The sequence below is a fragment of the Hamadaea sp. NPDC050747 genome (genome assembly GCF_040654195.1).
In the GTDB taxonomy this organism is placed as follows: domain Bacteria; phylum Actinomycetota; class Actinomycetes; order Mycobacteriales; family Micromonosporaceae; genus Hamadaea.
In genome coordinates, this window is sequence record NZ_JBFAHM010000010.1 from 218,205 (window position 1) to 232,734 (window position 14,530).

Annotated in this window: 10 protein-coding genes and 1 pseudogene; 5 read left to right on the forward strand and 6 right to left on the reverse strand. The window is 70.2% G+C overall.

What is annotated here, in order from left to right:
* Positions 1 to 76 precede the first annotated feature (76 nt).
* Together AB0H43_RS24745 and AB0H43_RS24750 are read right to left on the reverse strand one after the other, a co-directional pair.
* A pseudogene (locus tag AB0H43_RS24745) lies at positions 77 to 1,402 on the reverse strand (M14 family metallopeptidase); the annotation flags it as partial.
* A 157-nt stretch (positions 1,403 to 1,559) separates the two neighbouring features.
* Entirely contained in the window at positions 1,560 to 4,313 is a 2,754-nt protein-coding gene (locus AB0H43_RS24750; protein WP_360002779.1) for a cellulose binding domain-containing protein, read from the reverse strand.
* 545 nt (positions 4,314 to 4,858) lie between these two features.
* Between AB0H43_RS24750 and AB0H43_RS24755 the strand changes: the two genes are divergently transcribed.
* Positions 4,859 to 5,542: a hypothetical protein gene (locus tag AB0H43_RS24755; RefSeq protein WP_360002781.1), complete on the forward strand. Its 684-nt coding sequence runs from the start codon at positions 4,859 to 4,861 to the stop codon at positions 5,540 to 5,542.
* Here AB0H43_RS24755 and AB0H43_RS24760 read toward each other — a convergent pair.
* Positions 5,539 to 6,291, reverse strand: a complete 753-nt coding sequence (locus AB0H43_RS24760) for a tyrosine-protein phosphatase (RefSeq protein WP_360002783.1) — start codon at positions 6,289 to 6,291, stop codon at positions 5,539 to 5,541. The genes AB0H43_RS24755 and AB0H43_RS24760 overlap by 4 nt on opposite strands.
* Positions 6,292 to 6,328: 37 nt before the next feature.
* Between AB0H43_RS24760 and AB0H43_RS24765 the strand changes: the two genes are divergently transcribed.
* Positions 6,329 to 7,054, forward strand: coding sequence for a GNAT family N-acetyltransferase (locus AB0H43_RS24765; RefSeq protein ID WP_360002785.1), 726 nt, complete (start codon positions 6,329 to 6,331; stop codon positions 7,052 to 7,054).
* A 4-nt stretch (positions 7,055 to 7,058) separates the two neighbouring features.
* Here AB0H43_RS24765 and ribA read toward each other — a convergent pair whose 3' ends face one another.
* Positions 7,059 to 7,682: a GTP cyclohydrolase II gene (gene ribA / locus AB0H43_RS24770; protein ID WP_360002787.1), complete on the reverse strand. Its 624-nt coding sequence runs from the start codon at positions 7,680 to 7,682 to the stop codon at positions 7,059 to 7,061.
* Between the two features lie 58 nt (positions 7,683 to 7,740).
* Between ribA and AB0H43_RS24775 the strand changes: the two genes are divergently transcribed.
* Positions 7,741 to 8,226: a MarR family winged helix-turn-helix transcriptional regulator gene (locus AB0H43_RS24775; protein WP_360002789.1), complete on the forward strand. Its 486-nt coding sequence runs from the start codon at positions 7,741 to 7,743 to the stop codon at positions 8,224 to 8,226.
* Positions 8,227 to 8,491: 265 nt separating this feature from the next.
* Entirely contained in the window at positions 8,492 to 9,922 is a 1,431-nt protein-coding gene (locus AB0H43_RS24780; protein WP_360002791.1) for an SDR family NAD(P)-dependent oxidoreductase, read from the forward strand.
* An 80-nt stretch (positions 9,923 to 10,002) separates the two neighbouring features.
* Here AB0H43_RS24780 and AB0H43_RS24785 read toward each other — a convergent pair whose 3' ends face one another.
* Together AB0H43_RS24785 and AB0H43_RS24790 are read right to left on the reverse strand one after the other, a co-directional pair.
* Complete coding sequence (locus AB0H43_RS24785) at positions 10,003 to 10,833, reverse strand: bifunctional 5,10-methylenetetrahydrofolate dehydrogenase/5,10-methenyltetrahydrofolate cyclohydrolase (protein WP_360002793.1); 831 nt, start codon at positions 10,831 to 10,833, stop codon at positions 10,003 to 10,005.
* Entirely contained in the window at positions 10,830 to 11,459 is a 630-nt protein-coding gene (locus AB0H43_RS24790; RefSeq protein WP_360002795.1) for a cyclodeaminase/cyclohydrolase family protein, read from the reverse strand. Before AB0H43_RS24790 ends, AB0H43_RS24785 begins: the two co-directional genes overlap by 4 nt.
* A 70-nt stretch (positions 11,460 to 11,529) precedes the next feature.
* Here AB0H43_RS24790 and AB0H43_RS24795 point away from each other — a divergent pair, with 70 nt between their 5' ends.
* The gene (locus tag AB0H43_RS24795; RefSeq protein ID WP_360002797.1) at positions 11,530 to 14,523 is read left to right on the forward strand and encodes a BTAD domain-containing putative transcriptional regulator; all 2,994 of its coding nucleotides are present in this window, start codon (positions 11,530 to 11,532) and stop codon (positions 14,521 to 14,523) included.
* The last annotated feature ends 7 nt before the right edge of the window (positions 14,524 to 14,530 follow it).

Below are 14,530 nucleotides of genomic sequence, written 5' to 3' on the forward strand. Positions count from 1 at the left end.
AGGGTTCCGGGTCGAATCTTGACGCAAGATTCGACCGGGAACCCTGATCCAGCGCCGCCCACCGCGTACCTCGTCAGCAGTAGGTCGCCTGCTTGCCGATCACCCGGTATGGGCAGTCCGCGTACGAGACGAGCAGCAGCACGGCCGTCCGGTTGCGGGTCGTCTGGGTGACGATCTGCTCGTCGGGCGGGTAGAAGCCGCCGCCGCTGCCGGACGGGCCGGGATACATCTCGAAGGTGTACGAGAAGATGTGGTGCACGTTCCACATCCAGTCGATGATGATGCCGTCGGCGATGTAGAGGTCGCTGGCCTGCTCCGGGGTGTACCCGTTGAGGGCGGCCATCTGCTGGCCGAGGGTGGCGAAGGTGTTGCGCACGTCGGTCGTGATCGTGTTGGTCACGTCGGTCGTGGTGTAGCCGTACGGCCACAGGACCAGCTGCGAGTAGGTGTGGAAGTCGATGTTCACCTTGATCTGCTGTACGCCCCCCACGACCCGGCTGTTCACGAAGTTCCGCAGGTTCGCCGTCTCCGGGGCGGAGAACGCCGACGGCCCACGGTAGGTCGCCGAGGAGGTGCTGCCGGACGAGCCGCCGCAGCAGCCCCACTGGTACGCCCAGTTCCGGTTGAGGTCAGTGCCCACGTAGGACGAACCGCTGTTGGGCTGCCGGTTCTTGCGCCACGACCGGTAGGAGCCGGTGGCGATGTCGTACTCGCCGCCGTCGGGGTTCATGTCCGGCACGATCCAGATCTCGCGCGTGTTCACCCAGTTCGTGATGTCGGCGTCGGTGCCGTAGTTGTCGATGAACAGGTGCAGCAGGTAGAGCGCCATCTCGACGGTCAAGTGCTCACGAGCGTGCTGGTGGGCGTTGAACAGCACCTCGGGCTCGGCCTCGTCGACGCCGACGTTGTCACTGATCTTGATCAGCGGCATGTCACGGCCCTGGTACGACGTCCCGATCGTGCTCTTGCGCGCGATCGCGGGCTTCGACGCGACCAGCGTGTTGATCTCGGCGACCATTTCGGCGTAGTTGTGATAGCCGGAGTCCGCCGACGGGAAGTCCTGAGTGGTGACACCGCCGCCGGCCGAGGTCGGCTCGTCGCGTACGTCGGGGCTGACGAGGTAGCCGAGCGCCCGGATCTTCGCGACCTCGGCGGCGGTCGCGGTCACGTAGACCTTGCCGTCTTCGACGCCGTCGACCGCGGCTCCGGTGGCGGCGATCGCGTTGACGTCGGCGAAGCTCTTGGGGCCGACGACACGGAAGTACGCCGTCTCGGCGGCGCTCGGCCGGGGGCTGGGTGGTGCGGGAGTGGCCGTCGCCGGCACGGCGAGCACCGCCAGTGCCGCGGCGGTGACCACTGCTAGCAGGCGCCGTGTCCGGGTGGATCTCACTCGGGTCGTCATCGTCTTCCTCCGGGGGTCAGGTGGGGAAAACCGGTAGGTTGGCGCCTACATAGCCACGTATCGAAGATCGTGTCAATAGATGAGGATCACTCTAACCGAAAGCGGCCTCCCGACGCCGAAGCGCCGGGAGGCCACCCTCTTTCGTCCCCCAGCAGGTCTAGGTCGCCGTGCAGGTCAGCGTCGGGACGGCGTTCGTGCCGGACCAGGCTCCGTTGAAGCCGAAGCTGGCCGTGCCGCCCGTGCCGAGGGCGCCGTTGTAACTCAGGCTCGTCACGGTCACATTGGCGCCGGACTGGGTGTAGGTGCCGTTCCAGAGCGAGCTGATGGTCTGCCCGTTGGCGAACGTCCACTTCACCGTCCAGCTGGTGGTGGCGGACGTGCCGGTGTTGGTCACCGTGACGTTCGCCCCGAAGCCGCCGGGCCACTGGCTCGAGATGGCGTAGCTCGCCGAACAGGCCTTGGCCGCCGTCGAACTCGGGCTCGCCGACGTGCTTCTGCTCGGCGAGGTGCTGGTGCTCGGCGACGTGCTCGAACTCGGGGAGGTCGACGCGCTGGCCGACGTCGAGACCGAGGCCGACGAGGTGGGCGACACCGACGGAGAGGTTGTGCTGACCCGGTCGGCGACGATGATGCCCCGGCCGTTGGTGCCGATGTAGACCCGGCCGAAGACCCGCGGGTCACCGGTCAGCGCCTCACCGATGTTGCCGTACTGGTGCTGGTCGTCGTTGATCCGGAGCCAGGTCGCCCCGCCGTCGTACGAGGTGAAGATGCCCCGCACGTTGTCGATCTTCGCGACGGTGAACAGCGTCGGGTAGCCGTTGGCCGTGGCCGACTTGCCGAACCCGATGTTGTTCGCCTCCTGGACGTTGGACAGCTTCGTGAAGCTCGCCCCGGAGTTGGTGGAGTGCCACAACCCGTACGCCCCGGTCGTGTCGCCGCCGGCGAGCCAGATGTCGCCCTCCCGGCCCGCGACCGCCTTGAAGCGTACGGTGCCGACGGTCGGCAGGCCGCTGGTGACGGTCGCGGTGAACGACTGCCCGCCGTTGGTGCTCACGTAGAAGGTGCCGTTGGCGAAGGCGTAGAACTTGCTGGAGTTGACCCGGTCCGAGGCGACCCGGGCGCCCGACGGCACACCGCTCGACGACGACCACGAGCTGCCGCCGCCGTAGCTGACCGCCGCGCCGGCCGGAGCCCACACGATCGAGTTGCCGTTGGCCGCTACCGCGACCGTGCCGCCGCCGGTGACGCCGGACGGCTCCTGGCCCTGATACCAGGTCGCGCCGTTGTCGCTCGAGATGCCGATGCGGTTGGTGTTCGGGGTGGCCGTCTTGTCGACGTTGCCCACGCGTACCACGTAGTTGGGGTTCAGCTCGGCGAAGTCCAGGCTCGTCGTGGATGAGAACACCGGCGAGGTGAACATCATCGACGGCACGGCGTCGAGGTTCGTATGCCGGAAGCCGTTGATGTCACCGAGCCCGCTGAGCAGGTTGGCCCCGCTCGGCGGGCTGATCAGGTCGAGGACGGCCGTCTCCTCCAGGCCCTTGGCCATCACCTTGATGTTGATCTGGCCGCCGGAGTCCCAGGTGGTCAGGTTCTCCGTGCCGTAGATCGTCGCGCCGGTGCCGTACATCAACCGGTTGGAGTTGAACGGGTCGATCTCCACCGACTCGTTCATCCAGCCCAGCTTCGGCGAGACCTCGGGCAGCTGCGGGCTGTTGCCGAAGGTCAGCCAGGGTGCGGCCGAGATGTCCTGGGTGTACCGGAAGCTGCGGCTCGGGTAGCTGGTCCAGTCCCAGATCTTCGTCCAGGTCGCCCCGGAGTCGGTGCTCCGCCACATGATCATGTCCGGCCACCAGGAGATCTGCGACGCGACCATGATCGTCCCCGGGTGCTGCCGGTCGATGGTCAGGCCCGAGTACCCGAAGTAGTCGTCCGAGCTGCTGGACGGCACCGGGCTGATCTGCGTCCACGCGCCGGTGGTGATGTTGTACTTCCACACGTCACCCTTGGCCCCGTCGTACGGGCCGCCGGTGTCGCTGGTCGCGATGTAGAGCAGGTGGTTGACCGGGTCCAGGACGCCCTTGTGCGCGATGTAGCCGGTGGGCTGCCCGGCGATCCGCGACCAGGTCACGCCGCCGTCGGTGCTGCGGTAGACCGTGTTGTCCTTGTCGGCGACGCCGACGTAGATGCCCTGAGTCGTGGCGCCGGCGGTCCCGGTGCTCTTGTCGAAGGTCACCCAGGCGATGCCCTGATTGTCCCCGAGGTACGCGTCACCGGGCGACTGGACGTAGGTCCCCGGGTTCGGGAAGGCCGTCACCTTCGCCCAGGTCACGCCGTAGTCGGTGCTCTTCCAGAGCCCGTTGCCGCTCGGCGCGCCGAGATACAGGATGCTGTTCTTGTTCGGGTCGATGGCCAGCCGCTCCCCCATGCCGCGGCCCGGCATGTTGCCGCCCAGCTTGAACGGCAGCGCGGTGGTCGACCAGGTCGCGCCCTTGTCGGAGGAGCGCAGGATCGCGCCGTTGTTGGGGTCCCAGCTGTTGGTGTACATGCCGGCCGCGACGTAGACCCGGTTCGGGTCGACCGCGTCGGTGGCCAGGCTGACCACGCCGTTGTAGCCCCAGTTGGTGAACCCGACCCAGTCCAGCAGCGGGATCCACTTCGAGGTGGCCTGATCCCACCGGTACGCCCCGCCGATGTCGGTGCGGGCGTAGATCAGGTTGGCCTGGGACTGGTTGAAGATGATGCCGGGCACGAAGCCGCCCCCGACCACCTGCGCGTTGCGGAACGAGTACGGGTCCGACCCGGCCGCGGCGGCCGGCGTGCCGGGCAGTACCTGCGTGACCACCGCGAGCCCGGCCGCGACGAGCGCGGCGGCTACAGCGGAGGCCAGACTTCGCTGCTTGCTGAGCATGAACGGGCTGTCCTCTCTCGACCTAGCCCGCGACCGGGGCGGCCGGGGGCGTGAAAAGGCAAGGCACAGCCCGAGGCACGTGTCCGTGGAGCGTCGCGTGCCGCGGGTGTGGGCGCCCGCGCCGGGGCTACGGCGCGGTTACCCAGATTTCACAATCCCCGGGCACAGGTGTCAATAGTTTGGAGTGCCAACCAACTCGGTCCCGGTCACGGGGCCGACCCGGCCGCGCTACCGCATCTCTCGGCGACGGAATGCGGTTGTTCCACAGTGGATAGCAGATTCAGTGACGATTCTCCGGACGCTCGAATACGTTGCGTAGCAGCCTCCCCGGTTGCCATTACCGCATTTGAATGGCGGTTTCCCATTGGTCTACTGTGCTGGCCGAAATACAAAAATCCCGGCGACAGGCCGAGGCCCAAGTCGCCGGGGTTCACCAGCACCGAGTCTGGAGAAGCACAGAGTCCAGAAAAGCCGTAACCCCGGCAGTATGCCGAAGCAGGGGCCACCGGGGTCTTCGTGAGAAAGGTTAGCGGATGGATTTCGACATGGCAAATCCCACCGCCTTGGCTTCGGTCCGAGCGGCGCTGTCCATGCCACGCCTCGCACCATTCGATCTTCACGCGGGCAACGATCCCGCGGGCGGGCTTCAGCTGTACGAGTGGAACATCCATGTGGGAGCCGCCTTCTTTCAGACCCTCCACACCGTCGAGGTCGTCCTCCGCAACACCCTGAACGATCAGCTGTGCGCCTGGCATGCCGGTCTCGGTCTGCCCGGCAACTGGTTCGACGACCCGCTCGGACTGCTGGACCGCCGAGGGCGAGAGGACATCGCCAAGGCCCGACGCCGCCTGCGGACGCAGGGATATCCGATCACTCCGGACCGGATCGTCACCGAACTGTCCTTCGGATTCTGGCGATTCCTGTTGGCCCGGCGTTATCACTTGAGCCTCTGGGTACCCACGATCCGGCACGGCTTCCCACACTTGCAGCCGCCGACCCGCCCGGCGATCGCCGAGCCGGTGACCCGGCTTCATCAGCTCCGCAATCGGATCGCCCACCATGAGCCGATCTACAAGCGAGACCTGGCGATCGACCTCGACGATGTCCGGACGGTGCTCGGTGCGATCTCGCCGATCGCACTGGAGTGGGCGGAGGGGAACAGCGCGCTGCCGGGCGTACTCGGGGCTCGGCCGGCGCCCGTGCGGATCCCGCTCCCCCGGTGCCCCTAGGCTTCGGTCAGGTAGATCGACCGCAAGGCCTGGACCTGCCCCTCGGTCAGGCCATGAAACTCCAGATAGGACTGGACCGAGCCGTACTCCGCGCGTAGTTCGGTCAGGAAGGTCAGGATGACCTCGGGCGGCGTCACGTCCAGATAGGGCAGCAGATCCTTGGCGTCTGGGCGTACGGTGCGGAACCAGGTCATGAACCGCCGCGTCGCCTGCTCGGTGAAGTGGTAGTCCGCCGCGATCGTCTCGTCCGGCACGCCCAGCAGGTCTTCGACGAAAGCGATGATGATGCCCGTCCGGTCCCGCCCGCCCAGGCAGTGAACCGCCGCCGGGACCGCCGCCGGATCCGCGAGCAGGCCGATCGTGCGGGCGATGTGCGTACCGGAGGTCTTGGCGGCCTCGTGGTACCGCGCGATGAGGTAGGCCGCCGGTCCGTCCACTTCAGAATAATCTTCGTCGCGCCACGCGGGATTGTTCAGCGGCACGTTGTGCCAGCTCGAACAGGACCAGCCCGGTGCACGTCCACCGTGCCGCTCGATCTCCGCGGGCTGTCGCAGATCGATGATGGTACGCACACCGAGCGCACCGAATCGGTCCCGGTCGGCCGGGGGCAACGCCTCGTCGGCGAGTACGCCGAGATTGTCGCTGCGATAGAGCAGACCGGGCCGGATGGCGCGCCCGTCGCGGGTGGTCAGGCCGCCGAGGTCGCGCAGATTGAAGACGCGGGGGAAGTCGATGAACTCCAGGGGCACCCGGTCAGGGTAACCGAGCCGAGTTACCCTCTAGATCATGATCACCCCCACCCTGAGCAGCCGCTCTGAGTTCCTGGCCGTCGTCGGAGACCATCCGTTCGCCGCTTTGTACACCAGTGAACGGCTTTCGGCGTACCAGCGGGGGAACGCCTGGGTGTGGGTGTCGGAGGGACCCTGGGGGGCGCTGACCGCGGGCCTGGGTGACGGGACCGCGGCGCTGGAGCTGCTCGCGGAGCTGCAGGCGGCGGGCCTGGCCAAGGGCGGACGGCTGCACGCGCCCCGGGTGCCGCGCGAGGCGGTGCTGGGACTGTTCAGCGCACACCACTTCGGCGAGTGGGACCAGTTGTGGTCGACGACGCCGCCGCCCGCCGCGCGGGGTGAGGAGCTGGTGGAGTTGCTGCCGGCCGAGGCCACGCCCGACATCGACCAGCTGCTCGACGAGGCGCTGCCGGACAGCAGCGTGCGGCCCGGCAAAGGCGGTGTACGCGACTGGTACGGCATTCGGGAGGACGGCCGGCTGGTCGCGGTGGCCGCCGATCGGAGCGCGAACGGCGTCGGCCTGCTGGCCGGCATCGCCGTAGCCCCCGACCAGCAGGGCCGGGGGCTGGGTGCGGCGGTGACGGTGGCCGCGACCCGGCGGCTCTTCACGCGGTACGCGACGGTCTCGCTGGCGGTGATGTCGGACAACGAGCGCGCGATCAAGCTGTACGAACGGCTGGGTTACACATCGGGCGTCGCCCGGACCTCGTTCGACCTGAGCTGACGCGTCAGAAGACCAGGGTGTGCTTGGTGTGGTCGGCCTTCGCCCGCAGGTAGCGCAGGTTGGCGCTCGACAGGTGGACCTGGGTCGGCAGGGTCTCGTCGACCGTGATCCCGGCCTCCTCCAGCTGGGCGACCTTGTCGGGGTTGTTCGTCAGCAGCTTGATCTTGGTCGCGTCCAGCGCCGCGAGCATCTGGGCGGCGGCGGTGTAGTCCCGCTCGTCGTCGCCGTGGCCGAGCGCCCGGTTCGCGGCGTACGTGTCGAGGCCCGCGTCCTGGAGCGCGTACGCGTCGAGCTTGGCGTACAGGCCGATGCCCCGGCCCTCCTGCCGCAAGTAGAGCAGGAATCCGCCGGTCTCGGCGATGTGCTCGACCGCCTCCCGCAGCTGGGGGCCGCAGTCGCAGCGCTCGGAGCCGAAGACGTCACCGGTCAGGCATTCGGAGTGCGGCCGGACCAGCGGGATCGGGTTGCCCCGGTAGTCGCCGAGCCCGAGCGCGAGGTGTTCCTTGCCGTCGACCAGGCCCGTGAAGGTGAACACGTCCGCCGTGGTGGTGTACCCGTCCGGGAAGCGGAGTGGCACCTTCACCTGGGTCCGGATCTCGGCCGCCGGTGCTTGAACCTTCAAACTCATGGAGTGAAGCGTACCGCTGATTGTTTAACTTTCAAGAAGACGAGGTAGACTGGGGTCTATGACGATCACCACACCACGGTGGCTCACCCCGGCCGAGGACCAGGCCTGGCGCGCCTGGCTCCAGGCCTCCGAGCTGCTCGAGGACCACCTCGACCAGCAGCTCCAGCGCGACAGCGGGATCCCGCACGTCTACTACAGCCTCCTCGCCTGGCTCTCCGAAGCGCCCGATCGGCAGATGCGGATGACCGAGCTGGCCGAGCAGTCCAAGATCACCCGAAGCCGCCTTTCCCATGCCATCTCCCGGCTGGAAGAGCGCGGCTGGGTCGTCCGGACGAGCTGCGCCTCCGACAAGCGCGGGCAGATCGCTCGGCTGACCGACGCCGGATACGCCTTCCTCGAAAAGGCCGCACCGGGACACGTCGAAGCCGTCCGGGCCGCCGTCTTCGACGCGCTCACCCCCGACCAGGTACGCGCGTTCGGCGACGCCTGCGCGGCGATCGCCGCTCGGCTTCACGCCGCTCCCGCGGTGCCCTGGCATCGCTGACGCTCCGCGTCCGCGCCAGCCCGCTTCCGCGCGGCCCGCGACCTGCGTTGGCGCGCCGTGCGCACCCTGGCCCGCTTCCGCGCGGCACGCGACCTGCGTTGGCGCGCCGTGCCCATCCCGGCCCGCTTCCGCGCGGCCCCGCGATGGGGGCGGGCGTCGGTGGAACGCCGTGCACCTATCCCGAGCGTTGTTAGGTGCGTGACGTTCCACCCGGTGCGCGCCGACGCCCGGCAGGCGTACCCGATCGTCCGGCTACAGTTCTCCGGTGACGCAGATCGACCCCGACCGGCTCAAGCTGGCGCTGGAGGTGCTGGCCGAACTCGACGACCTGCCCGTCGACCACCCCGACGTGGAGGCCGCCCGCCGCGCGACCGCCCGCCTCTACAAGACGGTGAAGCAGCGTAAGCGCCAGGAACGCCGCGCCGCGGTGACGGCGAACGACCGCGCCGTGACCGAGGCCACCGCGACCGGTGCGCCCGGCCGGATCGACGACGAGACCGCAGGTGTGTTCGGGCTGACGTCACCGACCCAGGACTCCGTGACCGCCGGCACTCTGCTGCGCGCCCGGTCCTGCTACACCTGCAAGACTCGGTACACGACGGTCGACTCGTTCTACCACCAGCTCTGCCTCGACTGCGCCCAGCTCAACCGGGAGCGCCGGGACGCGCACGCCGACCTGACCGGCAAGCGTGCCCTGCTCACCGGCGGCCGGGCGAAGATCGGCATGTACATCGCCCTGCGGCTCCTCCGGGACGGTGCGCACACGACCATCACGACTCGGTTCCCGGCCGACGCCGTACGCCGATTCACCGCCATGCCCGACAGCGCCGAGTGGCTGCATCGGCTGCGCGTCGTCGGCATCGACCTCCGGGATCCGGCGCAGGTCGCCGCGCTGGCCGACGACGTCGCCGCCCAGGGGCCACTGGACATTCTGATCAACAACGCCGCCCAGACGGTACGCCGTAGCCCGGGTTCGTATTCTCAGCTTGTGGCGGCCGAAGCGGAGCCGCTGCCCACGGGTCCGCTCCCCGAGCTGGTCTCCTTCGGGCACAGCCTGGAGCGCAACCCGGCCGCCATGATCACCAGTGGTCAGCAGAAGCTCACCGGCGACGACGTCGCCGCGTTGGCGCTGATCAGCGGGTCGGCCTCGCCGGCGCGGATCGCCGACGGGACCGCGATCGACGCCGGTGGCCTCGTCCCCGACCTGGCCCGGGAGAACAGCTGGTCGCAGGTCATCCACGAGGTCGGCCCGCTGGAGCTGCTCGAAGTGCAGCTGTGCAACGTCACCGCGCCGTTCGTGCTGATCAGCCGGTTGCGGGCGGCGATGGCGGCGTCCCCGGCCCGACGGAAGTACGTCGTGAACGTCTCCGCGATGGAAGGCAAGTTCACCCGCGGCTACAAGGGGCCCGGCCACCCGCATACGAACATGGCGAAGGCCGCCCTGAACATGCTGACACGGACGAGCGCGGCCGAGATGTTCCAGTCCGACGGCATCCTCATGACCAGTGTGGACACCGGTTGGATCACCGACGAGCGGCCGCATCCGCAGAAGATGCGGCTCGCCGACGAAGGTTTCCACGCCCCGCTCGACCTCGTCGACGGCGCGGCCCGGGTGTACGACCCGATCGTGCGCGGCGAGGCCGGCGAGGACGTGTACGGCTGCTTCCTGAAGGACTACTTCCCCACCGAGTGGTGACCCCTTCGCGTGATCGTTGCGTCAGCCACGTCGTTTCGCGCGGTGATTTGTCCGCCGAAACAGCATGGCTGACGCAACGATCACGCTGAGGTGGCGGCGTCCAGGGTCTGGGCGAGCAGCAGCATCGTGGTGACGGGGCCGACGCCACCAGGCACCGGGGTCAACGCTCCGGCCGTGGTCACCGCCGGATCCACGTCGCCGGTGAGCCCGCCGTCCGGGGTCGGGTTGGTGCCGACGTCGATCACCACCGCGCCCGGCTTGATGTGCGCCTCCCCGATCAGGTGCGCCCGGCCGACCGCCGCCACCAGCACGTCGGCCTGACGGCAGACGGCTTCGAGGTCCCGCGTACGCGAGTGCGCCACCGTCACGGTCGCGTTCTGCGCCAGGAGGAGAAGCGCGGCCGGTTTTCCGACCACCGTGGACCGTCCCACCACGGTCGCGGCCACTCCGGACAGCGGCACCTTCTCCGCCAGGAGGATCTCCAGCACCGCCCGGGCCGTCGCCGGCGCGTACGCGGGCAGCCCGGCCGCCAGCCGGCCGAGGCTCGCCGGGTTGGCCCCGTCGACGTCCTTCGCGACCGGGATGTGCTCGCCGACCTGGTCGAGGGTGACGCCTTCGGGCAGCGGAGTCTGACAGATCAGCCCGTGTACGCCGGGATCGGCGCCCAGTTCGGCCAGCGTCCCGGCGACGTCGTCCCCGGTGGGCCGGTCGAGGGTGACGATCCGGCAGGTCACGCCCACCTTCTCGGCGGTACGCGCGATGCTGCGCACATACCAGGCGGTCGCCTCGTCGTCGGTGGGGACGACGACCGCGAGCGTCGGGTCGACTCCCCGCGACCGCAGTTCGGCCGCCCGCGCGGTGACCTGTTCGCCCAGGCGGGCGGCGTGTGCCTTGCCGTCGATCAGGTTCACGACGCCGCCCCGGCGATGCGGGCGCGAACGGCGGCGGAGACCCGGTCGGCGCGGGCGATCGCGCTCAGGTGCCCGGCCAACTCCCCGTCGAGGGCGGCGGCCACCGCGCGGTCGGTGAGCGCCGACGTGTTGACCTCGACGTTCACGGCGGCCGAGGAGAGCGCTGCTCGCGCAGCGTCTGCGGCTACCGCCACATCGGAGAGCACGTTGACGTTGGCTCCGTCCAGGATGGACTCCGTGAGCTCGACGACCTCGGCGGCCACGGCGGCGAGCCGCAGCGGCACCCGGGCCGCTCCGGCGAGCGCCTGCTGGATCGCGGCGCTGCGGCCGGCCTTCTCCGTCTCGGTCGCCTTGGGCAGCCGGTACGCCTCGATCACGGAGCCGAACGCCGCCTCGTCGGCGTCGGCCAACTCGGTCGCGAGGTGTCGCAGGTGAGCCGCCCGCTCACGGGCATCCACCAGAACTGCTTCATGGTCGGCGTACCGGGGATTGCCGATGGTCAACTCGGTGACCATGCCGACGAGGGCGGCGCCGGTCGCGGCCATCAGCGCGGCGGCCGCGCCGCCACCTGGGGTCGGCTCGCCGGAAGCCAGGTCGCCCAGCCATTCGGAGATCGTCTGCTGCACTGTTCCAGCATTCCAGACGGTGATGGGAACTCGATGTTCGCCACCAGCGGACGGGGCTAGTCTCGGCGGCGTGGGACAGGTTGAGGTCCGGATCCTGGGTCCGGTGCGGATCACGGCGGCCGACGCGGCCACTCCGATCCGCAGCGTACGCGCACGTGGCGTGCTGGCCGCGCTGGCGCTGCGCGCCGACTCCGTCGTCTCGGTCGACGAGCTGATCGACGTGGTCTGGGGTCCGGCCGCGCCGCGTACCGCCGCCAACCAGTTGCAGATCGCCGTCTTCCGGCTCCGGCAGACGCTGGCCGAGTACGGCGTCGATCCGCAGGCCGCCCTGATCACGCATCCGGGGGCGTACCAGCTGGTCAGCTCGGTCGTGGTGGTCGACCTGGTGGAGTTCCGGCGGCTGGCCGGCAAGGCCGAGCAGGCGGCCGGACAGGGCGACTGGCGCGCCGCCGCCGACGCGTACGCCGAGGCCCTGTCCCTGTGGCGCGGCGAACCCTGCCAGGACGTGGTGGCCGACCGGGTGACCGAGGTCGGCTCGGCGCTGCAGGCGGAACGGCTCACCGCGGCCGAGCGAGCGCTCGCCGTGGACCTCCTGCTCGACCGGCCCGTCGAGGCGGCCGCCGCCGACCTCGTCGCCCGGGATCCGCTGCGCGAGCGGGCCTGGCATCTCGCGGTGCTCGGGCATGCCGTCGCCGGGCAGCAGGCGACCGCATTGGCGGAGTTCCGGCGCGCCCGCCAGATCCTCGCCGAGGAGCTGGGCCTGGAGCCCGGTGCCGAACTGCGGGAGCTGGAACGCCGGGTGTTGCGCGGCGAGATCGAGGCCGCCCTGTCCGGCGTACGCGCCTGGTTCCAGTCGGGCTCGACACCGGCCGCCGGAGTCTGGCATCTGCCGGCCGACATCCGCGACTTCACCGGCCGGGGTGACGAGATGGAGCAGGTCACCCGGGTGCTCACCGAGTCGGCGGGCGACCACGCGCCGGTGGTCTGCGTCGCCGGGCTGGGCGGGATGGGCAAGACCACCCTCGCCGTACGCGTGGCGCGGTCGCTCGCCGGGCATTTCCCGGACGGCTGCGTCTTCCTGGATCTCCGTGGCACCGACGCCCAGCCACCGGATGCTCAACAGCTGATGGGAGTGGTGCTCCGGTCGCTCGGCGTACCGGGGTCGGCCATTCCCGACGAGCCGGACGTGCGTACCGCCCGCTACCGGTCCGAGGTCGGCGCGCGGCGGCTGCTCCTCGTGCTGGACAACGCGGCCGACGAAGGACAGGTACGCCCGCTGATCCCGGCGGGCGGCGGCAGCGCCCTGCTCGTGACCGGACGCCGGGCGCTCGGCGGACTCGACGGCGCCCGGCTGGTGGACCTCGACGTGCTGTCCACTGACGACAGTCTGCGGCTCCTGCGGACGATCGCCGGGGCCGACCGGGTCGCCGGTGAGGAGACAGCGGCGTACCGGCTGGTCGACCTTTGCGGCCGGCTGCCGCTGGCGTTGCGGATCGCGGCCGGGCGGCTCGCGCGGCGGTCCGGGACGACGGTGGCGGGGATGGCGCAGCGGCTCGCCGACGAGCAGTCCCGGCTGGACGAGCTGGCCTTCGGCGACCGCGAGGTGCGGGCGGTCTTCGCCCTGAGCCAGGTACGCCTGGACGATCAGGCGGCGACGTTGCTGCGCCGGCTCGGCCTGCTGCCGCTGGCGGAGAGCCCGGCGTGGCTGGCCGGTGCCCTGCTCGACCTGCCCGTTCCGCAGGCCGAACGAGTGGCCGACCGGCTCGTCGACGCCTCCCTGCTCGGCGTGCGGGCTGGTGACGAGCGCCTGCGGTACCGGCTGCACGACCTGGTCCACCTGTACGCCCGGGAGCAGGCCGACGACGCGGCCGACGCGGCGGCGCTCGCCGGTGCGTACGCGGCGTTGGCCCGGCTGGCCTGGGACGCCGACGCCGGACTGCCGGGGCACGGTTTCCCCGCGCGGCCGTCGGGGATCCGGCGGTTCGATCAGGCGGACGCGATCGCCTGGTTCGAGCGGGAGGAGGCGCTCCTGCTCGCGTCCGCTCGCGACGCGGCCGGCCGGGGCTGGGCCGATCTGGCCGGCGACCTGGTCGTGGCGATGGGTGATTACATGACCTTGCGTGCCCGCGACAGCGAGTGGGAGGAACTGGGGCAGCATCTGCTCGACCGGCGTGACCTGTCCGGCCCGATCCGCCGTGATCTGCTCTTCGCTCTGGGCGAGCAGGCCCAGAACCGGGGCAAGGACGTCGACGCCGTCTCATATCTGCGCCGGGCCCGGATCGCGTACCGGCGGGCCGGCGACGACGTCCGGGCGGGGATCGCCGCCGTGCAGCTGGCCGTGGCCAACCGGCGCAACGGGCGAGCCCGGGTCGCCCGCGCCGCCTGCGACTGGGCCGAGCCCCGGTTGCCCGAGGACGAGCACCCCGAGCAGGTCGGCCGGTTGCTGTTGTGCCGGGGCAACCTGCATCTCGACGCGAAGACCGGCGAGGCGGAGGCGCAGCACGCGTACGAACGCGCGCTGGAGCTGATGCGAGCCGGCAACGACCTCGACGGCGAGGCGAACGTGCTGGCCTGCCTGGGTCTGACCCATCGGCGGCTCGGCCGCCCGACCGAGGCGGTGGCCTGTTATGCGGTCGCGACCGAGATCCAGGCCCGCATCGGGTCGCTGAACGCCCTGGCCATCACCACTTCCTACCTGTCGCGGGCGCTGGTCGACCTGGGCGCGTACGCCGAGGCCCGGCAGGCCGCCGAGCGCGCCATGGAGGCCAGCCGGCAGGCGCAGCATCCGTGGGCCCTGGGTCAGGCGGCGATGTCGATGGCCGAGGCCGCGCACGCGCAGGGGGATCTGTCGACGGCCGCCCGCCACGCTGGAGACGATCTCCACGGCCGGCTGGGGCCGGTCCACCACGGCATCGCGGTGTTCCGGCTGGCCCGGATCACGTTCGACCAGGGCGACCCCGCCGGCGCGACCAGCCTCGGGAACGACGCGATCCGCTTGTTCGAGCGGTCGCCGTTCCGGGCGGCCGAGGTCGAGGCCTGGCTGGCGACGATAAAGGGCCGGTAAAGCGGCG